Origin of the sequence: Metasolibacillus meyeri (assembly GCF_003049505.1) — a bacterium.
Taxonomy (GTDB): Bacteria; Bacillota; Bacilli; order Bacillales_A; family Planococcaceae; genus Metasolibacillus; species Metasolibacillus meyeri.
In genome coordinates this window covers 1-25662 of record NZ_PYWN01000105.1, presented here as the reverse complement: position 1 = coordinate 25662, position 25662 = coordinate 1, and the positions used below count along the sequence as shown (strand labels likewise).

General features: G+C 37.3%; 24 protein-coding genes. 12 read left to right on the top strand and 12 right to left on the bottom strand.

The features are described from left to right. From C9J34_RS22020 to C9J34_RS15440, 5 genes are all read left to right on the top strand, one after another. A partial coding sequence (locus tag C9J34_RS22020) for a hypothetical protein (protein ID WP_193769031.1) occupies window positions 1-244 on the top strand: 244 nt, incomplete at its 5' end. 643 nt (window positions 245-887) lie between these two features. Beyond that, complete coding sequence (locus C9J34_RS15455) at window positions 888-1640, top strand: hypothetical protein (RefSeq protein ID WP_107841076.1); 753 nt, start codon at window positions 888-890, stop codon at window positions 1638-1640. A 120-nt stretch (window positions 1641-1760) separates the two neighbouring features. Next, window positions 1761-2327: a hypothetical protein gene (locus C9J34_RS15450; RefSeq protein ID WP_107841075.1), complete on the top strand. Its 567-nt coding sequence runs from the start codon at window positions 1761-1763 to the stop codon at window positions 2325-2327. Window positions 2328-2663: 336 nt separating this feature from the next. Next, window positions 2664-3452, top strand: coding sequence for an ABC transporter ATP-binding protein (locus C9J34_RS15445; protein ID WP_107841074.1), 789 nt, complete (start codon window positions 2664-2666; stop codon window positions 3450-3452). After that, window positions 3449-5083: a hypothetical protein gene (locus C9J34_RS15440; protein ID WP_107841073.1), complete on the top strand. Its 1635-nt coding sequence runs from the start codon at window positions 3449-3451 to the stop codon at window positions 5081-5083. The genes C9J34_RS15445 and C9J34_RS15440 overlap by 4 nt, the downstream gene beginning before the upstream one ends. 86 nt (window positions 5084-5169) lie before the next feature. On the opposite strand, the gene C9J34_RS15435 is transcribed toward C9J34_RS15440, so the two are convergent. The 3 genes from C9J34_RS15435 to C9J34_RS15425 form a co-directional block, all read right to left on the bottom strand. Continuing rightward, window positions 5170-5634, bottom strand: a complete 465-nt coding sequence (locus C9J34_RS15435) for an 8-oxo-dGTP diphosphatase (RefSeq protein ID WP_107841072.1) — start codon at window positions 5632-5634, stop codon at window positions 5170-5172. A 128-nt stretch (window positions 5635-5762) separates the two neighbouring features. After that, complete coding sequence (locus C9J34_RS15430) at window positions 5763-6815, bottom strand: acyl-CoA dehydrogenase family protein (protein ID WP_107841071.1); 1053 nt, start codon at window positions 6813-6815, stop codon at window positions 5763-5765. Window positions 6816-6833: 18 nt separating this feature from the next. Continuing rightward, window positions 6834-7349 carry a DUF4242 domain-containing protein gene (locus tag C9J34_RS15425; RefSeq protein WP_107841070.1) on the bottom strand — a complete coding sequence of 172 codons (516 nt, stop codon included), beginning with the start codon at window positions 7347-7349 and terminating at the stop codon, window positions 6834-6836. 89 nt (window positions 7350-7438) lie between these two features. Here C9J34_RS15425 and C9J34_RS15420 point away from each other — a divergent pair, with 89 nt between their 5' ends. Next, window positions 7439-7870 carry a winged helix-turn-helix transcriptional regulator gene (locus C9J34_RS15420; protein WP_107841069.1) on the top strand — a complete coding sequence of 144 codons (432 nt, stop codon included), beginning with the start codon at window positions 7439-7441 and terminating at the stop codon, window positions 7868-7870. 20 nt (window positions 7871-7890) lie between these two features. On the opposite strand, the gene C9J34_RS15415 is transcribed toward C9J34_RS15420, so the two are convergent. From C9J34_RS15415 to C9J34_RS15400, 4 genes are all read right to left on the bottom strand, one after another. Then, entirely contained in the window at window positions 7891-8634 is a 744-nt protein-coding gene (locus tag C9J34_RS15415; protein ID WP_107841079.1) for an ABC transporter permease, read from the bottom strand. A gap of 33 nt (window positions 8635-8667) precedes the next feature. Next, window positions 8668-9600, bottom strand: coding sequence for an ABC transporter substrate-binding protein (locus tag C9J34_RS15410; RefSeq protein WP_107841068.1), 933 nt, complete (start codon window positions 9598-9600; stop codon window positions 8668-8670). A 13-nt stretch (window positions 9601-9613) separates the two neighbouring features. After that, on the bottom strand, window positions 9614-10396 hold the full coding sequence (locus tag C9J34_RS15405) for an ABC transporter ATP-binding protein (protein WP_107841067.1): 783 nt from the start codon (window positions 10394-10396) through the stop codon (window positions 9614-9616). A gap of 531 nt (window positions 10397-10927) precedes the next feature. Then, window positions 10928-11497, bottom strand: coding sequence for a GNAT family N-acetyltransferase (locus C9J34_RS15400; RefSeq protein WP_107841066.1), 570 nt, complete (start codon window positions 11495-11497; stop codon window positions 10928-10930). Between the two features lie 133 nt (window positions 11498-11630). On the opposite strand from C9J34_RS15400, the gene C9J34_RS15395 reads away from it, so the two are divergent. Beyond that, entirely contained in the window at window positions 11631-12662 is a 1032-nt protein-coding gene (locus C9J34_RS15395) for an AbrB family transcriptional regulator (RefSeq protein ID WP_107841065.1), read from the top strand. Here the strand turns inward: C9J34_RS15395 and C9J34_RS15390 are convergent. Continuing rightward, window positions 12659-13525, bottom strand: a complete 867-nt coding sequence (locus tag C9J34_RS15390; RefSeq protein WP_107841064.1) for a DMT family transporter — start codon at window positions 13523-13525, stop codon at window positions 12659-12661. The genes C9J34_RS15395 and C9J34_RS15390 overlap by 4 nt on opposite strands. A 116-nt stretch (window positions 13526-13641) precedes the next feature. On the opposite strand from C9J34_RS15390, the gene C9J34_RS15385 reads away from it, so the two are divergent. From C9J34_RS15385 to C9J34_RS15365, 5 genes are all read left to right on the top strand, one after another. Continuing rightward, a complete protein-coding gene (locus C9J34_RS15385) occupies window positions 13642-14514 on the top strand; it encodes a LysR family transcriptional regulator (RefSeq protein WP_107841078.1) in 873 nt (290 codons plus the stop codon). 353 nt (window positions 14515-14867) lie between these two features. After that, window positions 14868-15497 (top strand): TetR/AcrR family transcriptional regulator, encoded by a 630-nt coding sequence (locus C9J34_RS15380; protein WP_107841063.1) that lies wholly within the window; start codon window positions 14868-14870, stop codon window positions 15495-15497. Window positions 15498-15573: 76 nt separating this feature from the next. Further along, window positions 15574-16815 (top strand): MFS transporter, encoded by a 1242-nt coding sequence (locus C9J34_RS15375; RefSeq protein ID WP_107841062.1) that lies wholly within the window; start codon window positions 15574-15576, stop codon window positions 16813-16815. Beyond that, window positions 16812-19112, top strand: a complete 2301-nt coding sequence (locus tag C9J34_RS15370) for an ABC transporter permease (RefSeq protein WP_107841061.1) — start codon at window positions 16812-16814, stop codon at window positions 19110-19112. The genes C9J34_RS15375 and C9J34_RS15370 overlap by 4 nt, the downstream gene beginning before the upstream one ends. A gap of 178 nt (window positions 19113-19290) precedes the next feature. Then, window positions 19291-20055, top strand: coding sequence for an ABC transporter ATP-binding protein (locus tag C9J34_RS15365; protein ID WP_153062639.1), 765 nt, complete (start codon window positions 19291-19293; stop codon window positions 20053-20055). A 310-nt stretch (window positions 20056-20365) separates the two neighbouring features. On the opposite strand, the gene C9J34_RS15360 is transcribed toward C9J34_RS15365, so the two are convergent. From C9J34_RS15360 to C9J34_RS15345, 4 genes are all read right to left on the bottom strand, one after another. Next, on the bottom strand, window positions 20366-21499 hold the full coding sequence (locus tag C9J34_RS15360) for a methyl-accepting chemotaxis protein (protein WP_238600676.1): 1134 nt from the start codon (window positions 21497-21499) through the stop codon (window positions 20366-20368). Window positions 21500-21526: 27 nt separating this feature from the next. Next, window positions 21527-22237, bottom strand: a complete 711-nt coding sequence (locus C9J34_RS15355) for a hypothetical protein (RefSeq protein ID WP_107841059.1) — start codon at window positions 22235-22237, stop codon at window positions 21527-21529. A gap of 28 nt (window positions 22238-22265) precedes the next feature. Further along, window positions 22266-22634, bottom strand: coding sequence for a hypothetical protein (locus C9J34_RS15350; protein ID WP_107841058.1), 369 nt, complete (start codon window positions 22632-22634; stop codon window positions 22266-22268). Window positions 22635-22919: 285 nt separating this feature from the next. Further along, the gene (locus C9J34_RS15345) at window positions 22920-24608 is read right to left on the bottom strand and encodes a methyl-accepting chemotaxis protein (RefSeq protein ID WP_107841057.1); all 1689 of its coding nucleotides are present in this window, start codon (window positions 24606-24608) and stop codon (window positions 22920-22922) included. Window positions 24609-25662 lie beyond the last annotated feature (1054 nt).

Here is a 25662-nt window from a genome sequence, read left to right as displayed (position 1 = left end):
TAGTATCGAAGATTATCATAAATATGCTATAGACTTGACTGAAGAAAACTATAAAGATATTAAAGAATTTGTTTCAAAATTCGATCAGACTATTTCACAGTTTACTGTAATCGAATCAGGAGAAAATATACTAATATTAGAAACAACTCCTCAAATAGTGGATAATCGACTTAAAATTAAAGATGTAAAAAAAATATCTAAGGAAGATTTTGAAAAAATTTTCAAATCCGAACCATCATCATAACTATTACTTATATAATTAAAAACAAAACTTGTTAATATGCAAGAAAACTGTAATAGAAAGCTTCTAATTAAAAGGAACCCGAACTATTGTGTGAAACTCTAATTTAATGTTTCACTATAGTTTGGGTTTTTTGTTTATGTTGTATATATCCTTTTTTCTCATAATGAAAGAAATCAGGTAATTTGTCACAATCAAAACTACTCATTATAGAAGAAAAAGGGAAGGAGCAAAGCCAACATAATTATTGTAAATTGTGCGATATCACTCATCCATAATCCCTACCTTCTGAGCATTCAAAGAGCTATATGTGAAAATGATTCGTATAGCTAAGTACAATAATATTATAAAAACAATCGTTCCAAATCAATTAGGTTATAATTTTCATTCACTCTACTTTCTGAAATTTTATTGGTTAGGTTGATGTTTTTATATTCTCTTATCCATTTCATTTTGGTATAATTAAGAAAATATAGAAATCCAATATCTTTTCATGTTTTTTCTGGTATATCCAAAGAAAAATAAGATGATTCCCTCTATCTATTAAATATTGCATAGCGATTAAATTATTCTATGTCAATCTATTTATTTCAGACTATTTGATACTATCAAAAATTTACTATTTTTAAGGCGGTGTAAACGAATAATGAAAATTACAAATTTCTCGCAAATTCAATCTAATTCTGTCAACACAACGAATCATACTAATAAGAAAAAAGACAATCAAACACATTCAACAGAAGCATATATTCCTACTACAAAAAGTACCCAAAGTGACGACTTACTCTGGAACTACACACCACATGAAGTTGGTAAACCAGCTACAATCAAGACAGCTTCCATGGGCTTGAATAATTTAGCAAAGCCTGATTGGGATGTAATACCAACTAAGTGGAAGCCAGTACCACCACAGGATGAATTGATAGCTCAAATTAAAGAGACAGTGACAAGAAATATATTAGATGGAAAATCAACACCTACCCGACAAGTCTCTATATTTCTTGCACAATATATTTCACCTGTATCACCTGACCGTGAAGCACTACATCAACAGGCTATGAAAGCTATTAAGAAATTTGAAGCAGAAGAGAAAGAGAAAGCGACGCCTCTGGGAGAGCTGTCGCTTGTGACATATCTAAATAACATGGATTTTGGCATAGAGAAAAACATAGCAATGTCTGCTGATGGAGTCATTAAGCCAGCGATAAACTCTCTAGGAGGCTATGACTATGAGGTTGTTGTAGGGGGACAGACATTATTAACAAGCACGAATGGCCATTGGGATTATGTTATGACACCTGCTGAACAACAAAAAAGAGATGAATTTTATAAGATTTATTGGTCGTTTGTGGATCAAGCAAGAAATGAGCTAAAAAATTTATCAAATCAGCAAGAATAGTATACTTTTTGTAGTTTTCTATTCTTCGCTCTAAATATTTTACAATTAAAAACTTTTGATGTAATATATGGATGTAGTGCAGTTATGCAACATCCAAAAAATATTAAGGTGGGATTGAATTTGAAAAAGCTTATATATGCTGGATTAACAGCTATTATGGTATTAGCTGTAGGTGCTCCTGCAACTTTTGCCAAAGAAAATATTCCAGTAGAGGGTACAGAAATAAAAACCGTTGAAGTACCTTTGGTAGATGTATTGGAGAGTTCTTCGTTGTATGCAATTAATCAATCTACAACAAGTACACTAGCTAAGGATTTTGCTACATCAAAAGGTCAGACAGGTAAGATTAAATCTATTGGACAATATATCGATTTAAGTAAAGTAATCCCTAAGGAATCCAATGTTGTTAGTGTGACAATTTATTGTCCGACTAATGTGTCTGTGACACAATCTAAATATACATCTATTGACAATTATATTGTTAAAAATAGCGCCGGTTCTACAGCTACTGTTAAATTCCAAAAAACGAACACACCAACTTCCACTAATAAAACAACGGCATTAGCAGGTTCGAGAGCGGATGGGTTATGGTTTGTCCAAATTGAAGGAACTATCCTTATGCAACACACAGGTATGGATGGATTCACTGTATTTGGTGGTAGTAAAATGATTGTAGAATATAACTAATTTTCCCAACTGCACTATGCTTATCTTTTAAAACAATGAAATGCAGAAAACCAAGTTGCTATATTTTCTATCTTGGTTTTCTTTCTTCGTAAAGTTGGCTACATATACATCCCCTCTTTTCCCAACAATAGCAACGCCATTTCTCTTTAGTGTAATACCTCATCTCATGCCATCATGATGCTTCACTAAATGTTACATCCTATACAGCTTGCCATATCAAGCGTTGACTCTCTCTACCAACTGGACATAACATCAATATTACATTTGTCTCTTTCTATTTTTATGAAACTTTTCCCATCTACTTTCGTATATAATGATAGGAAAGGAGTGACAAATATGGGACAACAAGAAGTGTTGACAATGACTAATTTAACAAAAAGCTATGGCAATAAAGCGGTATTACAAGGGGTCAATTTGCGGGTATACCAAGGGGAAATCATCGGTTATATTGGGCCAAACGGAGCTGGTAAAAGCACGACGGTCAAGCTGATTTTAGGAATTGAAGGCAATTATGGTGGGGAAATTCGCTTATTTGGTGAGGATATTCAAAATAGCTCGATTGACTACAAACGCAAAATTGGCTATGTGCCTGAAATTGCCGATGTGTATGATAATTTAACAGGCTACGAATATTTAACGTTTATCGGACAGCTTTACGGCTTGTCATTGGAGGAAGCGGCACATAAATCGGAAGCATTAATGGAATTATTCGGCGTCGGCGAGGCCTATCATTCACGCATTTCTTCCTATTCTAAAGGAATGCGCCAAAAGCTGTTAATTATTTCGAGTGTTTTACATAATCCAGATATTTTATTTTTAGATGAGCCGATTAATGGCTTAGACGCAAATAGCGTCATGATTTTTAAGGAAATTTTAACGCAATTAGCAGCGCAAGGAAAAACGATTTTCTATTCATCGCATATTATGGATGTTGTCGAAAAAATTAGCAGCCGCATCATTTTACTGCATGATGGTAAAGTAGCAGCGGATGGAACGTTTGAAGAGTTGCAGGCAACGAACGCCGAAGGCACATTAGAGCGCATCTTCAACCAATTAACGGGCTTTGACCGCCATCAAGAAATCGGTGAACAGTTTGTAGCCGTTGTTGGCGGAGGTACACGATGACGAACTTCAAAATTTTACGACTACTTGATAAAATGCGTTTTCTTTTCAATAAAATGGGCATTGATTATCAAGTAATGCGCCTAATTTTGCAAATAAAGCTGACGATGGATGAGCGTAAAGTACCAACTTTATTTAATCAATCCGCAAAGAAAAAAGAAAATGCGAAATATGGCTATATGAAATCATTGTGGATTTACACGTTGATGGGGTTGATGCTCATTCCATTTATTTCTTTCGGTACGCAATTTTTATTTCAAATGAGCATCGCCTATTCGATGATTCTTTTCGTTATTATGACATCGATGATTGCGGATTTTTCCTCTGTGTTGCTCGATTTACGCGATCGCAATATTCTCGGTACAAAACCGATTGCTGAGAGAACAATCAATGCGGCGAAGATCGTCCATATTGTCATTTATTTGAGTTATTTAACAATCGCTTTGATGACAATTCCACTAATTGTTTCGCTCTTTACACAAGGTGTGCTGTTTTTTGTCATTATGGTGGTGGAACTTGTATTTAGCAATATTTTAATTGTCGTTTTAACAGCGCTTTTGTATATTGTGGTTTTACGATTTTTCGATGGTGAAAAATTGAAGGATATGATTAATTATGTGCAAATTGGTTTAACGCTTGCGATGATGGTCGGCTATCAATTTGTTGCGCGTTCCTTTGAATTTGTCAATTTACAAGTCGTTATTGAACTAGATTGGTGGAGTATTTTCCTTATTCCGATATGGTTTGCTGCGCCGTATGAATTGTTATTAAATGGAACGGTCAATTTTTTCACTGTGACAATGAGTATACTTGCAGTCGTTATGCCGATTGCTTCTTTATGGCTATACATTCAATTGATTCCGGTCTTTGAGCGCAATTTACAAAAGCTTTTAGCAACAAGCAAATCGAAAAAAGTGAAAACGAATCGAGTCAAAACCTTCTTCCTCGGCCTACTTTGTCCGACAAATGAGGAGAAAGCCTTTTATCACTTTGCTTCTTTAATGATGAAAAAGGAGCGCGACTTTAAATTGAAGGTCTACCCTTCTCTCGGCTTTTCAATCGTCATCCCATTTATTTTTATTTTTAACACGATGCGTGATGAAACAACGAATTTTGCGACAAGCAACAGCTATTTAACAATTTATTTTTCAATGCTCCTTATTCCTACCGCTTTGCTGATGCTGCAATATTCAACTAACTATAAAGGGGCTTGGGTTTTTAAAGCTGTACCTCTCACAAGCTTTGCAACATATAAAAAGGGTGTATTGAAAGCCTTTCTTGTGCAATTATACACGCCGCTTTATCTTATAATCAGCGTTATTTTTTGCTTAATTTATGGCGTGCGCGTCTTGCCAGATTTACTCATCGTATTTGCAGTAAGCTGTCTGTATAGCGTCATTGGCTATATCGTATTAAAGCCATCGATTCCGTTTTCAGAGCCACCCACGCAAACAAATGAATCACAAGGCTGGAAAGCAATTGGGTTGCTGCTACCGCTCATTCCATTTGTCGTTGTGCATTTTATTCTCTTGAAAGCAGACGACTTGTGGCTATATGCTTATTTAGCGGTGCTAGCTGTGAGTAATATTGTGCTTTGGAAGATAGCATTTAGGGAGAAAGTAAAAAAAGCATAGAAGGTCAGCACTTGTTGCTGATCTTTTTGCTTTCTCAGTAGGTTATTCAGTATTATGATCACTTCTTCCATTAGTAATGCACTATTCTATGTACGTCGAATATGCACAGCACCTTCACAATTTTTCTCTTCATTCCATTCTACTTGAATTTCAAATGTGCCTTCCTCGAAAAACAGTGGGAACCTTCTGCGAATCGAAGTTTGCATTGGAAGCTTCTCAGCATCCGCGATTTTCACCCACATCGCCTTTCCTTCTACTGAATCTTCAATTAGTGTGCCGCTAAAATCTGTCGTTAAATAATTGAAAATCATATAGCGAGCTTTTTTCGTAGTATTGACATATTCGTATAAACCTTTGTAAACAAGCGAATGGACATCTAAGCCCGTTTCTTCCTTCACTTCACGTATTGCGGCAGCTGTAATGCTTTCAGGAAATTCAACTTTGCCACCTGGTGGGATAAAGCCTTTAAAATGATCATGCTGCCTATCAAGTAATAGCACCTCATCTCCGCGCTGTACCATGCATAATGTCCATATTTTATAATTTATCATACACTCATTCCTTCATTCACAGTTTAAAGCCTCTACTCATTTTAAATTTTAGAGAATAGGCTTGCAAGCTGTTGTATGAAAAAATAGCTGTAAAGAAAGTACTTCACTCCTCTCCTTACAGCCTTACTTTATTTTACAAACTGTATTTTCATTTTTTCAAGCTGGCGAACCGTCGGTGTTAAATTGGCGAAGAAATAAGCTTCGCGTAATTTTCGAGAAGGAACGCTCCCGGCTACGTAGCCTTGTGCACCATGATGAATCATATTGGCCTGTACCGCGCTTAACGTTTCATAAACAGTGGCTAAACGAAGTTCGACAATTGGCTCTAATGCTATGCGATTTTCCAATACGAGCTGTTGCAAATTTTCCATTAGCCGCTCTCGTTGCTTTGTCACCTGTGCAGCCTGCACTTGTAAAAATTCATTGCAGCCATTTTGCTTCGCTTTTACTTTGTCAATTCCTTCTACGACTGCTTCCATCACCCCTAGCCCTAATGCAATTTGATAGAAAATGAATGTCGGTCGAATCAAATTGCAAAAGCTTCTTGCATCTTCTGAAATGATTTGCTGCTGTGGAATAAATACGTTTGTAAAGCGGCAAGCATATGTTGCACTGCCGTTGACACCAATAAAATGCGTTTTCGGCTGCAATTGCAAGTTTTCCTGCTTCGTTGACACAAGAAACATAACCTCTCTACCACCAACAGCTGCAATCGCACCAAACCAATGTTGCTCGCCTAAATTAGAAACGGCCGGTAAAACACCGTTCACAATATAACCACCTTCTACTTCTTGTGCGGATAGTTGAAGCTTTTCTAAATCCGCATAATATTTCATTGGATTTGATAAACCTGTAGCACCTAAAAGCTGACCGTTTTCGAATTGTGGCAACATCATTTTTTGCAAATACGCATTTTGGCTATTGCGCAAATACGTTAAGGCGGCTAAATGGCACCAAACACAAAATGCTGTTGTCATACAAACTTTTGCTGTCTCCTGTACGACGAGTAATTCATCAAGTAACATTTGTTCTTGTGCCTTTTCATTTGATTGGAAAAAACCTTCCTTCCCTAAGGCGATAAGGTAATCCTCCGCATAGAAAGCTTCTTCATCGACTTTTTTCACGACAGGCTTTAAAAATTCTTCTATTAAAATTTGTAATCGTGCAGTGTTGATTGCCATTTTTGCCCCTCCTTTAAATTAGTCTGCTAGTTCAGTTAATGATGTAATAGGTGTCGCTACTGCTTCACGAGCACGTTTTACAGCTGCTTCGTCTGGTGCATCGTAGAAGCATAAGCATTTTGTCATATCTTCACAAACATACGTACGAGAGAATTTTACATCAGGAACTTCCTCATATTTCACAGAATTTTTCTTTTTGCGCTCTAAATATTGATCCATCGTAATTTCAGCAGGAATTTCCCATTCTACTAAATAATTCACATGCTCATTATTCGTTTTCACATTTTCTAATTCTTGACCAATAAGGCGTACTTCCTTCACTAAAGATACTTGTAGTTGTTGCTTTTCTAAAGTTGATTTTGCTAGCTCCTCATTTGTCGTTTCCACAATAAAATAGGCACGGCTATAATCTTTTGCTACTTGTACCTCAACTACTTGTACTTCTTCTGCACCATGTACTTGCTCTACAAGCTGTGAAAATTGCTCCTTGCTTGAAATACCATTCACGTTTGATTCTACTAAAAATAAAGTCATTTTTTATTCCTCCAATAAAGTTATTTTTTATCACTAAATTTACTTTTTTAACTTACCTATGCTAAAATTTGTTACAAGGAGGTAGACGAATGAAAACACGCTATGACTTACCTTGTAACATTGCACAAACATTAAATATAATTGGTGACAGATGGACATTGCTCATTTTGCACGAGCTATTAATCGGCGAAACAAACTTTAACGAGATTAAAACAAAGCTCCCAGGTTTATCTGCCAATTTGCTTTCATCAAGGTTAAAATCACTCGAAGAAGCAGGACTTGTGGTGGCTACATTATATTCAGCACACCCACCACGCTACGCCTATAGCTTAACGACTAGTGGAAAAGATTTAGAGCATATTTTTAATGCGCTTATTTTATGGGGTTCTGAGCATTTGCAGCCTTGCTATAAAGAAATCGTTGATGCGAAAACAAACTCTCCCATAGAAATTGGCTACTTTTCAAAGGAAACTGGCGAACGCGTTAAGCATATTCGCATTCAACCGATTCAATCATCATAGGCACAATTCATTTGTGCCTATTATTTAATTGCTGCTTGCCCGCCCCATATGCGTGCAACCCATCCTTCAAACAAGCGAATTGCTTGATCCAATAGCAAGCCTAGAATTCCGATAATAATGATGCAGGCCATGACAATATCGAGGCTTAACGCATTTCTTGCATCAACAATCAAAAAGCCTAAGCCGGATTGTGCCCCAATCATTTCCCCTGCAACAAGAAAAATCCAAGCGCTACCGATAGCCATATGTAAGCCATTTGCAATCATTGGGAACGCTGCTGGAAAAATAATTTTCCACATGCGTTCTGTATGTGTCATTTCAAAATTAGCTGCTATACGTAAATACATCGCATCTACCTTTTTTACTGCAGACACGGTCGAGAGTAATACAGGGAAAAACGCAGCAATAAAAATAATGACAATCGCTGGCATGTTGCCAATACCAAACCATAGAACAATAAAGGGTGACCAAGCAATAGGTGAAACAGGTCGCAACACTTGCACAATCGGATCAAGTACACGCCATATCGCAGGCAGTTGCCCAACAATTAAGCCGAGTACAATCGCAAGTATAACCGCTGCTAAATAACCGCTAAAAAATCGCAAGAAACTAATTTGAATATGCGTGAAAATCGAGCCACTTCGAATCATTTCCAAAAGCGCTTCACCTACTAAAAGTGGTGGTGGAAACAGTGCCTGGTTATGTCCGCTTAATATGCTTGCTAACTGCCAAACAATCAAAAGTGCACCGAAGCCAATCAGCATTGCTGTTATATTTTTCAAATCATGACACCCCTCTTACTGCCATAATGATGTATCAACGAAATCCTCATAAGCTGGCGGATTTTCTGATAGCTTCATTTCAATTAATGCATTGCGCAAAATAGCGTAAGCCTCTTCCTCAATAGCTAGATCATCATAGGAAATCCATTGCAATGATAAATCAAGTACGTTTTGTTCCACATTCATAAACTCTCCAACAACTTCTTGCATATGTGCATCTTTATGCTCTGCTAGTTCCCCTGCTGCTACATAATCTCGTACGAAGCTTTTCGCAACCTCTCCATGTGACTGAATAAATTGATTGCGTAGTACTAAGCCACAATCAATGGAATTTGGCCAAATATCCTCCGATTGATAAAGTACCTTTCCTTTCTCCAGTGCTACAGATATTGCACCAAACGGCTCTGCTACAACATATCCTGCAATTTGCCCTTGCGCTAACGCTGCTGGCATTTCCGCAGGTGGCAGCTCCACGACATTAATATCCTCATAAGCTAGCCCTTCCTTTTTCAGCATTTCATACAGCAAAATATGATGTGTTGAAAAACGGTTTGGAATGGCAAAAGTTTGCCCTTTTAACGCTTGTGCATTCGCAATGCTCGGTGCTACAACAAGCACATTGCCATCGCGATGCCCTAATGCCACCGCTTTTAAATCCACTCCCTTTTCTTTCGCATTCATTGCAAGTTGAATTAGAACGGAGGCGCCATCAATCTTTCCAGTATTTAAAGCATCCATTAGCTCGGGCCATGAGCCAAACTTCACAAGCTGTAACTCGTAGTCCTCATATTCTGCATCTTGCTGCATATAAAGTGGTACGGCATGTGTAATCGGTAGATAACCGATTTTAATAGTTTGTTTTCCTTCTGAAATTTCCCCTTCTCCGCTACATGCGCTAAGAAGTAAAAGTACTATTGCTCCTACTAAAATATAAATTCCTTTTTTCATTCGCTCACCTCCTTTAAATGTTATATTCAATTGGCTGTTTATTTGTTGTGAACTGGAATTCATTAAAAATTAACTCACGGTAATGCTGAAAATCTGTACCTGCACGATCTCTAGGCTTAGAGCCCTTTATAGCAATTTCCTTATGAACACGCCCAGGATTGGCACTCATGATAAAGATGCGATCCGCTAAATAAATCGCCTCATCAATGTCGTGTGTCACAAGTACAATCGTCGTTTGCTCACGCTGTTGAATTTGAATTAATTCATCCTGCAAATAATAGCGTGTAAATGTATCGAGTGCCGCAAACGGCTCATCCATTAAAATAAGCTCTGGCTGAATCGCTAGTGCGCGAGCAATTGCCACTCGTTGTTGCATTCCTCCAGATAATTCAGATGGCAAGGCTTTTCGTTTATCAAGTAAACCAACCATTGTTAAGTAATGTCCTACCTTTTCAGCGATTTCTTCTTTCGTTAACTTTTCTCCTTCAAGTGCTAGTGCAACATTTTTCTCTACAGAACGCCATGGCAATAAAGCATAATTTTGCATGAGCATCACACAGCGCTTACTCGGTTTCCTAATTTCCTCTCCATCTAATAAAATGGAACCGTTAGATGCTTGCTCAAAGCCACCTATTAAATTAAGCAATGTACTTTTACCACAACCACTTTTCCCCAAAATTGAAATAATTTCACCTTTATTCACATCAAAGGAGACTTTATCTAAAACGATTTCTTGCTTTTGCTTTGTGGAAAATTGCTTAGAAACTTGCTGTATCGATACAATTGGCGCTACCATATGTATTAAATCACCCCTTAAGCATACAAATTTACTAGGTTTAATATGTTTTAAGTTATTTTATTATACTTACTTAAAAAAAACAACTTATTTTCGAAAAAATTTTATTTGTCATGTGAAATTACAATTTGTAGGTGCTTTTTAAGATTACATATTTTGTATATACCACTTTACTTTCGTGCAAGAATAGCTTCTGCGCTTACTCATCATAGAAAATATTACAGCCTGTTAATGCGAGATAAATCCACTTTGTTACAAATCATAACAAAAGCTGCTCAAAAAGCGGCACATTCAGCTACTTTTTGAACAGCTCCGAAGATTTCTTCAATTCGCTATTGCTTCATATGTTTTTAGATATGAGAAAAATAATCCTATGAAAGTTAAATATCAAAGCAATTAATCAACTAGACTTAATCAATTTTAGGCAACACTTTTTCAAGCTGGCTAAGAGCCTAAAACCATTATAACATGCATCATCAGTTAAATGCCCTATCTTTGCCAAAATTCGAGGTCTCCACCGCTAGTTCTCTGCTATAGTAAATTTTGCTGAAAATGCTGTTTCACCTGAGGCCATTCCTCTTTTGTTATGCTGTACAAATGCGTGTGGCGTAGCGTTCCATCTTTACGCACCATATGATTGCGTAAAATGCCCTCTTTTTTCGCACCGATGCGCTCAATTGCTTGTTGAGAACGGAGATTTTTATTATCTGTTTTGAGCTGTACACGGTTCATCGCAAGCTGTTCAAAGCAATATGTTAACAACAGATATTTGCAATTGGTATTGATTGCAGTGCTCCAACAGGCAGGTGTCAGCCATGTGAAACCAATTTCTAATCGTTTATGCACATTGTCAATATCAAAAAGCGTCGTTGTGCCGGTGACTTTCTCTGTCACTTCCTCTATGATAACAAAGGTAAATGTCGTGCCTGCTTGACGCTTTTCAATTGTGGAATCAACGTAATTTTCCACCGCATCCTTCGTCATCAAATTCATTGTTGTATGCGCCCAAATTCGCTCATCATGCGCTGCCTCATAAATGCCCTCTATATGCGCTCGTTCAATTGGCACTAAACGCACCATTTCATTATGTAATATTGCCATATGAATCCCTCCACTGATTGAAGTTTCACTTTATTATACATAAATACTATCTGAATATTAAGAAAGAAATATCAACAAAAGAACATTTTTTTGTTACGATAGATATATTGGAAAGATAGAAAGAAGGTTTTTTATGAAGAACCATGCATTGCCAGTCGTATATGTAGCTATTATTGCCTTTTTGGGAGGATGGTTTTTTTCACTGCTGTCACTGCCGATTCCGTGGATGATTGGGCCACTTTTTACTGTATTGCTTGCTCAATTTTTTATTCGTACATCGTTGAAATGGCCCGCACAGTTTCGCAATATCGGGCTCGTCATTATCGGCATTACAATTGGTGAAAATTTTTCTTTAAGTATTTTGCAAACGATGGGCACCATGTTTTGGTATATGTTAGCGATTAATATCGTTTTCGTTCTACTTTGTTTGTTGCTCGCATTGATAACAGCTAAATATACATCCATGTCGCTACATACGGCTGTATTAGCGAGCGTCCCTGGTGCACTTGGACAAATTATTGTATTTGCCTCAGAGGAAAAAAAGGCTGACCTCGCTGCTGTCACCTATTTTCATTTAATTCGTGTATTAGCTGTCGTCAGCGTTGTCCCTTTTTTAGTTTCAGGACACGTGGTGCAACAAAATATCGAGGCGACCGCTTCTCCTTTATGGGCTGTTGCAGTTTTAATTAGCATGAGCTTTCTTTTCGCTATCGTTGTTGGCAAATTGCATGTACCAACACCATTCTTTTTAGGCCCAGTTCTTTTTGGTATATTGCTTAATATTGTACAAGTTGATATTCCCGTTATTTCATTAGATGTATTACATGTAGCACAAATTGCTGTTGGTGCGCATATCGGCTTATTATTAACACCGAGTGCCTTGCGTTTACCTAAGCGCACATTATTATTTGGCTTAATAAATGTCGTTTTGCTCATGTTTGTGAGCTTTTTATGTGCCAAACTTGTGATGACAATGCTTAATTATACATTTGCGACTAGCTTTTTAAGCACTGCTCCTGGGGGCATGGATCAAATGGCACTCATTGCAACAGCCATTCATGCAGATGCAGATATTGTCACCGTTTTCCAGCTAGCACGCATGCTGTTTTTGTCGTTTATTATTATTCCGTTATTGAAGAAATATAGCGCGCGACTTGAGCACTAACGCTCAAGTCGCTTTGGGCGAAATAGTTCTCCATACGCTGCCCCACCTAAAATTAGTACAGCACCGACCATTTGTAGAGGGCTTAATCGTTCTGCTAAAATTATAACTGAAAAAATTAATGCAGAGAGTGGCTCTAAATAACCGAGGATGGAAACCGATTGAACAGGTAAATGACCGATGGAGGAAAAATAAAAGTAACAACCGATACCAGTATTAACAACACCAAGAATAAGTATAGGTAATATATTTCCATCTGCTATTTGAACAATAAATCCTTGCTTCATCCCAACAAAAAGAGCAACTGTTAGAAAACCGATTACTAATTGGCACACAGCATTTTCAAATCCTTGAATGCTGGAAGCCATTTTATTGAAAATGACCATAACCGCATACATTATAGCAGCTAGTATGCCGAAAGCTAATCCTAAAGATATTTCTCCTGCTGTAAAAGCCTGCCCATTGACACAGAGCATCCCAATAATAACTACTAAAAAACCAAATAACTTCGCGCTCGTCATCTTTTCTTTAAATATAAGTGTCGACAAAAGCATAACAATCACAGGCCCGCAATAATAAGCCAGCGTTGCAATACTGACACCGATTTGCGCATACGCCTCGAATAAAAGAATCCAGCTTGCCCCCATCGCAATACCTGAAATAGCTAAATAAAATAAATGGCGCTTATTTTTCCAAAACTGCATCTTCTTCTTCATTAAAACAAATACAATGATTAAAAATAGACTTCCAATTAACGTTCGTAAATAAACAATTTCGTAGCTATTCATCATAATATAGCTTGCTACAATGCCGTTGGAACCAAAGAGTAGTAAGGCAATAATGTATTTAAAATAAGCATTTTTCATTTTCTCTCTCCCTTTAGCTTGATTTTTCAATAGCTGTAGCATAGCATATGACTATATATTACAAAACCGAATGTTTATCATGATTTTCATGATGAATTGGAATGGAAGTGACACGAGTGAATATTCAAAAATATATCGCTTTCGTGAAAGCCGCACAATATGGGAGCTTTACAAAGGCGGCAGAAGCATTAAACTATACACAGTCGGGCATTAGTCGCATGATTCAAGATTTAGAGATGGAGTGGGACATTTCTCTTTTTGAAAGAAGCCGCGCCGGTATTCGTTTAACACCAGATGGAATGAAATTGCTGCCGCAGCTACAGCGTATTTGTAATGAGCATGAAATGTTAATGATACAGATTGAAGAACTACACGGGGGGCAGTCTGGCACAATTCGTATCGGCACCTTTTCAAGTGTTGCAACACATTGGCTACCGAATATGATCAAAATGTTTAAAAAAGATTACCCAAACATTGATTTTGAATTGCTGTTAGGCGATTATACAGAAATTGAAAGCTGGGTTACTGAAGGACGAGTGGATTTTGGCTTTTTAAGGCTCCCTACAGCCACAGAGATGGAAACGATTTTTTTAGAACAAGATCGTCTATTAGTGATCCTTCCAGAAGACCATCCCTTTGCCAATTGCGAGCAGTTCCCTATTAGTGAATTATGTAAAAATCCATTTATGCTATTGGAAAAAGGAGCGAAGGCAGAAATCTCCGAGATTTTCGAGCAACACCAAATCTCACCTTCTGTCCATTTTACAACATGGGATGACTATGCGATTATGTCGATGATTGAAAATGGTCTAGGGATCAGTATATTGCCTGAGCTTATTTTGCAGCGCATTCCATATAAAATTATGACGAAAGAGCTAGAAGTCCCTGCCTTTCGAAATATTGGTATTGCCATGCGTAATCAACAAGCATTATCGATTGCAGCGAAAAGCTTTTTACAATACTTGCCTTATCGAAAAAAGGAAAATTGAGAAAATTTTTCACCGTCAATGCATTTAGTAGATAACAAAGAGAGCGTTTGAAAAGTCATTTTGAGATAACTCCTTTGCGATGAGACTAGTAATCATTTATACAGCAGCACATTTTACTGTACCGCAAGCAAATATTTTCTGTGCTAAAGCAGAGCGGCGGCACATGTTTTCTGTGTTGCGTAGTAACAACAACAGGTATAACTGATTTTTAGCATGAAAGCTAAGGCTTTATCATTTGCTCTCTTTTATTTCACTTTGGCAAAAGATTTTTGCAAATAGTTACTTGCATTTTCAAAAAAATATGCATACAATAAATATAGACCGACAGTCGGTCATATCAGGAGGCATCTGTTATGAGAATCGTGAAAGAGCATGAAGAACGGCGCAATGAAATATTGAATAGCGCACAGACACTTTTTGTCACAAAAGGTTATACAAAAACAACTATCAATGATATTTTACAGGCAGTTGGTATTGCGAAAGGCACTTTTTATCATTACTTTAAATCAAAAGAGGAAGTGCTCGATGCAATTATTGAACGCATCATTCAAGCAGATGTAGCAAAGGCACAGCATATTGCCTCCGACGCTACTTTGTCGGCAATGGAGAAACTATTTGCTATTTTACTGGCACAAGCACCGCAGCAAGGTGACCATAAAGAGCAATTAATTGAACATCTTCATCAACCAGATAATGCAGAAATGCACCAAAAAAGCTTAGTGCAAGCTATTATTCATCTGTCACCTATTTTAACAGAGGTTATTGAACAAGGTATCGAGGAAAATATTTTCCAGACAAACTACCCGCAAGAAACAGTTGAATTTTTGCTTGTTTCTGCACAAGTTATTTTCGACGAAGGCTTCTTCCAATGGCAGCCAGAGGAAATGCTTCAAAGAGCAACAGCTTTTGTGCAGCTAATTGAGCGTGCTTTAGGTGCTAAAGAAGGAAGCTTCCAAAAAATGCTGACCATTTTATTGAAGTAAAGCGATTCGAATAAAGATTCGCTTTCTCTTTTTTACCAAAACAGACCGACAGTCGGTCTGCTAAAGGGGGTTTTATATGTTAGCCATATCAAATTTTTCAAAGGATTTTTTGCTTGTTGTCTTAGGGCAAATTATTTCCATTTTAGGTGCTGCTTTCTTACGCTTTGCTTTATCACTTTATGTATTAGACCTAACTGGTAGAGCCGACCTATTTGCAGGACTACTCGCTCTATCAAGCATTCCCATTCTTTTATCACCCTTTGGCGGCGCACTAGCTGATCGCTTCAATCGGCGCAATTTGATGGTGCTATTTGATATGATAAGTAGCGCAATTATTTGTGGCTTATTTTTATCTTTATTTATGCAGGAACCATCGATTATTGTGATTGGCATTGTGATGACTTTATTAGGATTGATTAGTGCGCTATATACACCTGCTGTTATCGCTAGTATTCCGCTGCTTGTAGCAGATAATAAGCTAGAGCAAGCAAACGGGATTGTTCAAGGGATACAGGCATTATCACAAGTAGCTGCACCTGTTTTAGGTGGCGTATTCTACGCGCTGCTACCTTTCAAAACACTCGTTCTAATTAGTGCCATTTTGTTTTTTTGCTCAGCTATTTTAGAAATGTTTATTACAATTCCTTTTGTGAAACAAACACAGCAACCGTCCATTTTGAAAGATTTGAAAATCGGCTTTCTATACGTCGGAAAGCATAGCTTTATCGTAAAGTGCATTGTCCTTGCTGCAAGTTTGAATTTTTTGTTAATCCCTTTCTTTATTGTCGGTGTACCGATTATTTTACGAATAGCTATGCAAGCGAGCGATATGTTTTACGGTATCGCTATGGGGATGATTGATTTTGCTACCATTATCGGGGCATTGTCTATCGGCCTATTTGTTAAGCATTTACGCATGAAATTCCTTTATAAATGGCTAGCTATAATCGCCTTACTTGCTTTACCAATTGCCTTTAGCGTGACGCCTTTCCTATTGCAGCACAGCTTTGCTTTATCATTTCTTATTTTTGCAAGCTGTAGTATGACGATTGCGATACTGATTACCGTGCTCTCTATTTTCGTCATAACAGCTGTGCAAAAGCAAACTCCGAATGCGCATCTTGGTAAAGTGATGGCCATTATTACAGCAAGCGCCCAGTGCACTGCCCCCTTTGGTCAAATTTTATATGGCATCGTCTTTGAAGCAACACAGCCAGCTATGTATTGGTCGCTATTATTAATGAGCTGCGCAGTATTACTATTAGCCCTTCTAGCCAAAAAAATGTGGCAGCAGACAGAAAGTGAGGCAACGCTATGATTTTCCGTATGGCACAGCGAGATATTGTACGAAACCGTATACTAACACTAACTTTAATCACCTTTATAGCGCTCTCTTCTTTTTTAATGGCGAGCGCGACAACAATGATTGTTCATTTATTTACATCTGTAGAGCAATTTTTTCAGCAGGCAAAAGCACCACACTTTGTGCAAATGCATGCAGGGCCCGTCAATCAGCAGCAAATTGATGCCTTTGTGCTGGAGCACTCTTTTATTGGAGCACAGCAAACTGTTGATATGCTAACGATTGAACAAACACAGTTTTTTATTGAAAGTCGAACACAGAGTGAGGCAATGAACGGTAGTGTAATGGATATTAGCTTTGTTACTCAAAATCAATTATTTGATTTTCTATTAGATGAAACAAATCAACCACTACAAGTTGCTCAAGGAGAAATTGCTGTACCGATTTATTATATGGAAAAATATCATTTACAGCTCGGTGATAAAATTTGGTTTACCAATGAACAAGTCGAAAAGGAATTTACCATTTCAAGCTTTACACGCGATGTACAAATGAATCCATCCATCGTTAGCTCCAAGCGCTTTGTTATTCATCAAGAGGATTGGCATACTTTAGCACAATCAATAGCGCAGCATGAATATTTAATTGAATTTTTAGTAACGGAGCAGGCACATATACAACAGTTGGAGCAACTCTATCAAGCATCCAATTTACCACAGCAAGGGCCTACGGTTACGTACCCGCTTTTTAAAATGCTCAATATGCTAACAGATGGCCTCAATGTATTAATTGTGCTTTTTCTAAGTATCTTCTTAATGATTGTTGCCCTGCTCTGTATTCGTTTAACGGTAATGACAACATTGGAGGAGGATATACGTGAAATTGCTGTTATGAAAGGGATCGGCATTGCCAATAAGCAAATTCGCCTACTTTATTTAGGAAAATATATTGCAATTACAGTGCTGGCTAGCATTAGTGGTTACTTACTATCATTACTTATCATACAGCACTTCACTGCGAATATGGCGCGCTATTTAGGACAATTCCATATGACTGCATCCCACTATTTCTTGTCATTGGGTAGTGTTGCAATTATCTGTTTAATCGCTATTTTATATTGCTATTTCATTTTAAAAAGATGTGAACGTGTTTCTGTTGTAGAAGCTTTTCGACAAGGAGCTGTGCCAGAGAAGACAATCACGATTGCTAACAGTAAATTGCCGTCTATCAACCTATTGCTTGGCATAAAGGATATCGTGGCACGTTTTCCAATGTATCGTTTAATTGGCGCAGTTTTTATTATCGCCTGCTTTATGATGCTTGTGCCACTAAATTTACTGCAAACCGTGAAATCACCAGACTTTATTACGTATATGGGGGCTAGTAAAAGCGATATACGCATCGACCTACCTTACAACGACAATACTCGTAGACAATTTGATTCAATTCAAACTACTCTTGCACAAGATGGAGATATAGAAAAATATGCGCTATTTACAACGGCTAAATTTATGGTCGAAACAGTGGATGGGCAATATGACAGCATACAGGTGGAAATTGGTGATTTTACAACTTTTCCTTTACATTATGTCAAAGGAGTCGCACCAACACAAAAAAATACAATTGCCCTTTCCGTTTTACAGGCACGTGAACTCGCCATGAATGTAGGCGATTCATTAACTATTGTCGTTGATAGCGTTGCGAAGCAATTAACAGTTTCAGGTATTTATCAGGATATTACAAACGGTGGAAAAACAGCAAAGGCACAGCTAGCAATCAACTCAGCTACGCCTATTTTGTGGTATGTCATTAGTGTGAATGTCGTGGATGGTGTGGCGACTCAAGAAAAAATCGAGGCATATCGTGATCTATTTACAACAGCCAAAGTGACAAATATGACACATTACATCACACAAACACTTGGTTCAAACATTGCACAGCTCAAGCAAATCACATTGCTGGCTATTATGATGTCATTATCTATTGCAGTATGTATTACAGCTATGTTTATCAATATGCTGCTTGCAAAAGATGCAAGGCAAATCGCTATTTTGCAAAGTTTAGGCTTTTCGAAGCAAGCGATTCGCGCACAATATATGACAAGTGCTATAACGCTTTTAATCATAGCTATTATAATAGGAACCATTTTATCTAACACTGTTGGGCAATATTTAATTAACAAGCTTGCTATGCTCATTGGTGCATCACATATTACATTGATTAGTCATCCATTGCAGGCTTATTTCTTCTATCCATTACTATTTATTTGCGCAGTGACATGGACTGTTCTATCCCGTATTAACAGGCTGTAGGACCCCGATTTCAAATATAGAAGGGAAAGCCAAAAAATTTAAGTAGGGAATCAACAGCCTGTAAAAACCCGATTGGTGAAACTACCAATCAATGGGAGATGAAGAAAACTCCCACTGATTGAAGGTTCACTTTATTAACAACAGCAAAACTTCAGCGACCAACATTAGGAGGGAACATGTGATGACAATTTTAGAAGTACAGCATTTACAGAAAACGTATGTTGTTGGCAATACAGAGCAGCAAGTATTGAAAAATATTCAGCTTACCATTCAAAAAGGCGAATTTGTCTCTATTATGGGACCCTCAGGCTGTGGTAAATCCACTTTACTTTATACAGTGAGTGGTATGGATCAAGCGACAGCAGGTCATATTACCTTCCTACAGCACAATATTAGTACACTGGCTGAGCCACAATTAGCTAAATTACGACTTGAAGCAATGGGCTTTATTTTTCAGCAGCATCATCTATTAAAAAATTTAAATTTATTCGACAATATTATTTTATCTGCTTATTTAGCGAAAAAAGAAAGCCGTCTAAAAATCAATATGCGTGCTACCCAGCTAATGGTGAAGTTGGGTATCTCTGAATTAGCCAAGAACGATATCACCCAAGCATCTGGTGGTCAATTACAAAGGGTTGCTATTTGCCGCGCATTAATAAACAACCCATCTATTTTATTTGGCGATGAACCAACAGGAGCTTTAAATACAGCCGCTACCTCCGAAGTAATGGATGTGTTAGCAACGATTAATCAAGAAGGTACAGCCATTTTACTCGCCACTCATGATGCCAAAGTCGCTGCAAAAACCGAGCGTGTGTTATTCATGCTCGATGGTGAAATCATTGCTGAAACTATTCTAGGCAAATACGATCCTGGAAATAGTGATTTATCTAAGCGCGAGCAACAGTTGAATCGTTGGCTTGTGCAGCTTGGGTTTTAACAGCGCAACGCTTAAGCTAAATGCATCAGCTTTTCAGACACGCCCCTGTTATTTAAGTTTGGTTGAGCCAATTTGCTTGTCTTACGTGCGGATTGCAATGTTTCACGTGCGAAAATAAACATCTTGCGGGCGAATTCATCTATCTTACGAGCGAATCATTACTTTTGAACTACGGAATTTGAAAACACTCACTTCAACTTCTTTTTTCTCAATCTAAACAAAAGTACCCCGTAGGATAGACTTTTTTCAAAGTATCTATCTTATAGGGTACTACTTCTTTGACGAAAATGGACCTTCTCTTTGCCTATGTCTATTTTGCTAGCATTTTTTCTACTTCCTCTTTAATGACGACAAGACTTTTCGCTTCTTCCACTAATTGTTGCATTGTCATTAACTCATCGTCGCTTATTTCTACTAGCTCCTCAAACATTTCAACAGATTCGCGCGAGATAAAGGCAATCTGACTAATCGTTGACATAATTTGCTGAGAACTAGAAGATAATTCTTCTGCGCTTGCTGAGGAGTTTAAATTGTTTTCAGCGATAATCTCTGTTGTTGATAAAATTTGTTCAAACATGTTGCCAGCCTCTACGATTGTGCTATTGGCCTCTGTAAATTCTGCCGTTCCTTGCTTCATCGATGTAACAACAACTTCTGTTTCCTCTTGAATATTTTTCACAATATCGGCTACCTCTGCTGAAGATAAACGAGATTGCTCTGCTAAATTTCGTACTTCATCCGCCACAACAGCAAATCCCTTGCCGTGTTCGCCAGCACGTGCGGCCTCAATCGCAGCATTTAATGCTAATAAATTAATTTGCGCTGTAATACCTGTGATTACTTTAACAATTGAGCCGATTTCATTTGATTTTTCGCCTAATCGATTCATCGCCTCTAATGTTGTGTGAATCGTATCGTTGAACTGTTCCATCTTCCCTAAGGAACTTTGTAGCTTTTCGTTTCCTTCTTTTGTTAAATCTACTGTACTCGTTGATTGCTCTGAAATTTGATTTGATCTTCGTGATAAATCATCGATTGCATTTGCCATATCTTCCATCGATACGGTACTTTCTTCAATTGCGACAAGCTGTTTTTCTAAACCTCTTCCGACTTCATCAATTGCCGCTCTAACAATATCTGCTTTTTCAGCAGCCATTTCACCATTTTCTGAAAGGCTATCTCCCATTTGATGCACATTTGTAGAAACGGAAAGGAACCCTTCTCTCACACTACCAAAATATGTAAGGAACTGATTAAATGTCGTATAAGCATCGCTTGTTCCTTGTAATTTGCTTGGCATTTGACCAGCAGTTATTTCGTTCAAACTATTTAGTATTTCTTTATTTACATTTACCTGTGGCTTTAATGAAAAATAACGATAAGCCAAGTATGCAGATAGTCCAATTAACACAATAATAATACTTAATAATATACCTTCCATCATAACACGCTACCTCCCGACTTCATTTCATTACAATTCCCGTATAATAATATATGTACCATCCGCTATTTCTGGAGGAATTCCTTGCAGTCTCTCATTATGTTGATATAGATGACAAATAGAATTGCCTTCTACATCCATATATTTTGTCATACCGAAAAACTTTTCTAAAAGACGCATTGATTTTGGATTTGTCGCTTCACCAATAACAGCTTCTACACCTTGCATAGCCGCCTTTGTGAACAATTTCTCAGCCAATTGCTGAACAATCTCTTGGCGATTATGCTCTGCCAGTACACCTAGCATGAATAAATGCAATAGCTGCCCATCTTGAATCTCTTTCCCTTTACGCTTTTCATAATCTGCCATAAAGCGGCCTGTTACATCGCTTAAAACACGCATGACAACATTCATATCAGTTAACGAACCTTCAAATAGATCTTCTTCTATAACTTCTGGTTTATTGATATCACCGGCAAGTACACCAACTACACGTTTATCTGCATCTAAAGCAATCGCACAATACCCTTGCTCCACAACTGATTGCAAATAATCTTGTGTGAATGTGCAAAAGTCCTCATAATTTAAATTCAATTGACCTACTATTGGCTCCTGTATCCATTTCCCTGAAACTTCGACACCAATAAATGTACGTGCCAAGCATTCAGCTGCTTTTTGAATAAAGGCTGTTTGCTCCTTCGTTAATATTTCATATGTGTATAAATTTAATGTTGTATTCACTGGCTAACTTCCTTCTATTAATTATTTTTTAAAATCGTTGCTTCAAGCTATCAATAAATGTACCTGGAAAATCAATTCTTTCCAACACATTTCGAATTTGCACTTGTGCAATTTTAGATGAAGGTTTTACGACTATAATATCTTTAAACCCTAAAGAAGCATAAAAGAGCATCGTTTGTTCCATTTGTGGCACAACCTTTGAAGGAGTTGGCGTTTGGTGTGTTGCATCAATCACAAATGTATAATCTCTTTTTGAAACTTTACTGATTGTATCTTGTAAGTCAACTAAATAACCTTCCGCGTCTGCTGCACGAATGAGACCGTTCACACTTACATGAACTTCCTTTGTGCTTTGTTCAATCGCCATTTTGTACTTCTTTTTATCTACCACTAACATGTTCGCTCCCCTTTTCGTTGATTATTATTATTCGTTTCCCAAAAGTAGTTCTAATTGTTCTATATTTTTTATTTCTAGTTTTATTAACCCTTCAATTATTTTATACACTTAGGACGAATATCACTATTATTTTTTTCATAATATAGTATAAAGCACATTGAATCATTTGTCGAATTATGTAGTTTTCTCCGCTTTTTTGTAACCGCTTTAAAATCAAGTAGGATACCTATATGCTGGATAAAAAAATGGTGTGATTTAGAGATTATTTCTAAATCACACCATTTTTTATACTTTAAACTTTTGCACTTCAGTTTGTAGCTCCTGTGCATTGACACTTAATGTCGTAGCGACATGTGCTACTTCATTCATCGTAGCAGATTGTTCTTCCATCGCAGCTGCTACCGTATCAATATTACTAGAAATGCTACTCGTACCTGATGCAATTTCATTGACCGAGGCAGATACTTGTTCAGCACTTGCTGAAAGTTGCTCTGCTGTCGCTGAAACATCTTGAATTTGATACGTCATCCCATTTACTGCCTCAACGATTGTTGCAAAAGAATCGCCTGCTTTGGCAATAACGGCTACACCATCCTGTACAGAACTAAGCGCATTCCCCATTGCTTGCTCTACATTTTTTGTATCCTGTCTAATTTCTGTTGTTAATGTAGCAATCCCATTTGCGGATGCCTTTGATTCTTCAGCTAATGTGCGTACCTCATCGGCCACAACTGCGAAGCCTTTGCCATGCTCACCTGCACGTGCGGCCTCAATTGCTGCGTTCAGTGCTAATAAATTGGTTTGTTCTGTAATCGCTGTAATAACCTGTGTCATATTGCCAATTTCTTCAGTTTGCTTTGCCAACTTTTGTACAAGTTCATTGACAGTAAAGGCTGCCCCATTAATCTCATCCATTTGCTGTCTTGCATGGGCAATAATTTCGGTTCCATTTGTTGCAACTTCACTTGCGTTGAGCGATGAAGTATGTAATGTTTGCGAAGCTTCTGCGATACGTTGGACACCTTGTGCCGTTTCTTCCATTGCTATAGCGCTTTCATTCGCTGCACCTGTCGCGATTTGTGAAGTTTCTGCCGTATCGGTCGCTTGTCTTGTCACATCTTCTGTCGTAGCTGTCATTTCCTCTGCGCTAGCAGATAGCTGTTGCGCAGATGCACTAAGCTGCTCGGCATTTGATTGAATATGTGCAATTAAATGACGGATATTGCCTTTCATCGTGTTGAAAATACCACCTAATTGTCCTAATTCATCCTTTGTGGTAATCGTAATATCCTCACCAGATAAATCGCCATCACCAATTGCTTTAGCACTGTTCATAATGGACTTCAATGGATTTGTAATTGTACGACGCACATAAAGGATTAAGCCTATTGTGATAGCCACACTAATTGCTAATACGAGAATCGAAACGATTCTTGCCGTTGTAATAGAAATATCTGTTGACTCTTTAATTTCATCCATTTGCTGCACTTGATACGCTTGCATATCTGTTGTAATTAGGAATGTCTCTGTATTGGTATTTGTAACAGATGTATTCATTAACATTGTTGCTCTTGCTAGATCATTTCCCTCAACAGCTTGAATAATTTCAAGCATTTCATTATTGAAACGTTGATTCGCTTCATTTATTCCTTGCCACCACTCAGTCATTTCCTTCCCCGTTAAATAGCCTTCTAATGTTGCTATATCCTCACTCAACTTCGTAGCCGTTTCCATCAACTGTTGTTTGTTTCTTGATAATGTCGGATTTAAAATCATTGAATTAATATAAGTTTCCTGCGCAGCTATTCCAAAACGAATTTCTTTTATTAGCAAAAGCTGCTCTAAGCGTGAATCCATCGCTTCATTCGTTCGTTTTTCAATCGTATATAAGTTAACAAGAGTACTCACAATCGACACGGTCAATAACACAATAAACAAAATAAAAAACATGTTCATTTTTTTCCCTATACTCATCTTAACCCCTCCTCAAAGTTCATTTTAAACTGCAAATTTTCCCTTGTATTTATCACCAATCTTTGCCTTATATATGAAAGGAGTCAATCTAGTGTAAATCGTCGTTAAATTGATTGCAATTGTTTATCATAAGCTCTAATATTTTCCCATAAAAAACTTAAGAATGGAATATAAATTAAATAATAATTATTTTAAATGAATAAATTTAGTTCGAAATCATTAGAATCACCTTAAATTTTTGATATAAAAATGCTATTTTCAAAGGTGCAATCTACCAATTAACTTGATTAAAAACTTATATTATAAGCATAATATCCTACATAAAAAAAGCGATTCATACCAAAAACAATTGGTACAAACCGATTTTTTTGTATCCATCAGGACAAATAAAGTGAATTTTCAATCAGTCGGGTTTTCTCATTCTCCACTAATTATTGATAAAGGAACACAAACAAAGAGCTTTACATCCTGCGAAAATGCTTGTTTGACCAACCTTGTGTTAGCCGAAAGTTAGCTTTTTACAGATGGAAAAGGATTTTCTTCAAGGGAATATTCGAGGAACAGAAATACCAGTAGAAACATTGAAATTATGCCTTGATTCCGATAGTAACATTGTCATGTTGTATGTTGGGGTGAACCAGCAGAAACGGCATTTTGCAAAATTAACAAGCTGTTCATCTAGGCCTTAAAAGGTAATGTATCAGTGACATTGGAACAGGAAAATGTAGCAATCAATATAAGTTGGAATGTTTATTTTCAAATTTTTCCGTTTTCTTAGTAGCCCACAAAAAATAAGTACCTACTACATGGCAAGAAACTTTGCAGGAATAACTCAAAATTTTTATGGCGATAGCCTATTTACAAAAAATTTTGATGGTTCTTTCCATGTAGTAGTTCAACTAAGAAAAGGATGTGCTAGGCAGATTCTGACACGCTCCTTATCCTAGTTAAACTGTCAAATTTATAGTTGCAAACCCCAAAAATCCTCATGACAAAAAGAGAATCTTCATCCTTTCTTTCAAATTTATGGGTTAGTATTTGTATATGTTCTTTT

Coding starts and splice junctions, on each gene's coding strand:
- C9J34_RS15455 (WP_107841076.1), top strand. CDS start 888: ATGAAAATTACAAATTTCTCGCAAATTCAATCTAATTCTGTCAACACA.
- C9J34_RS15445 (WP_107841074.1), top strand. CDS start 2,664: ATGGGACAACAAGAAGTGTTGACAATGACTAATTTAACAAAAAGCTAT.
- C9J34_RS15440 (WP_107841073.1), top strand. CDS start 3,449: ATGACGAACTTCAAAATTTTACGACTACTTGATAAAATGCGTTTTCTT.
- C9J34_RS15435 (WP_107841072.1), bottom strand. CDS start 5,634: ATGATAAATTATAAAATATGGACATTATGCATGGTACAGCGCGGAGAT.
- C9J34_RS15430 (WP_107841071.1), bottom strand. CDS start 6,815: ATGGCAATCAACACTGCACGATTACAAATTTTAATAGAAGAATTTTTA.
- C9J34_RS15425 (WP_107841070.1), bottom strand. CDS start 7,349: ATGACTTTATTTTTAGTAGAATCAAACGTGAATGGTATTTCAAGCAAG.
- C9J34_RS15420 (WP_107841069.1), top strand. CDS start 7,439: ATGAAAACACGCTATGACTTACCTTGTAACATTGCACAAACATTAAAT.
- C9J34_RS15415 (WP_107841079.1), bottom strand. CDS start 8,634: ATGCTGATTGGCTTCGGTGCACTTTTGATTGTTTGGCAGTTAGCAAGC.
- C9J34_RS15410 (WP_107841068.1), bottom strand. CDS start 9,600: ATGAAAAAAGGAATTTATATTTTAGTAGGAGCAATAGTACTTTTACTT.
- C9J34_RS15405 (WP_107841067.1), bottom strand. CDS start 10,396: ATGGTAGCGCCAATTGTATCGATACAGCAAGTTTCTAAGCAATTTTCC.
- C9J34_RS15400 (WP_107841066.1), bottom strand. CDS start 11,497: ATGGCAATATTACATAATGAAATGGTGCGTTTAGTGCCAATTGAACGA.
- C9J34_RS15395 (WP_107841065.1), top strand. CDS start 11,631: ATGAAGAACCATGCATTGCCAGTCGTATATGTAGCTATTATTGCCTTT.
- C9J34_RS15390 (WP_107841064.1), bottom strand. CDS start 13,525: ATGAAAAATGCTTATTTTAAATACATTATTGCCTTACTACTCTTTGGT.
- C9J34_RS15380 (WP_107841063.1), top strand. CDS start 14,868: ATGAGAATCGTGAAAGAGCATGAAGAACGGCGCAATGAAATATTGAAT.
- C9J34_RS15375 (WP_107841062.1), top strand. CDS start 15,574: ATGTTAGCCATATCAAATTTTTCAAAGGATTTTTTGCTTGTTGTCTTA.
- C9J34_RS15370 (WP_107841061.1), top strand. CDS start 16,812: ATGATTTTCCGTATGGCACAGCGAGATATTGTACGAAACCGTATACTA.
- C9J34_RS15360 (WP_238600676.1), bottom strand. CDS start 21,499: ATGATGGAAGGTATATTATTAAGTATTATTATTGTGTTAATTGGACTA.
- C9J34_RS15350 (WP_107841058.1), bottom strand. CDS start 22,634: ATGTTAGTGGTAGATAAAAAGAAGTACAAAATGGCGATTGAACAAAGC.
- C9J34_RS15345 (WP_107841057.1), bottom strand. CDS start 24,608: ATGAGTATAGGGAAAAAAATGAACATGTTTTTTATTTTGTTTATTGTG.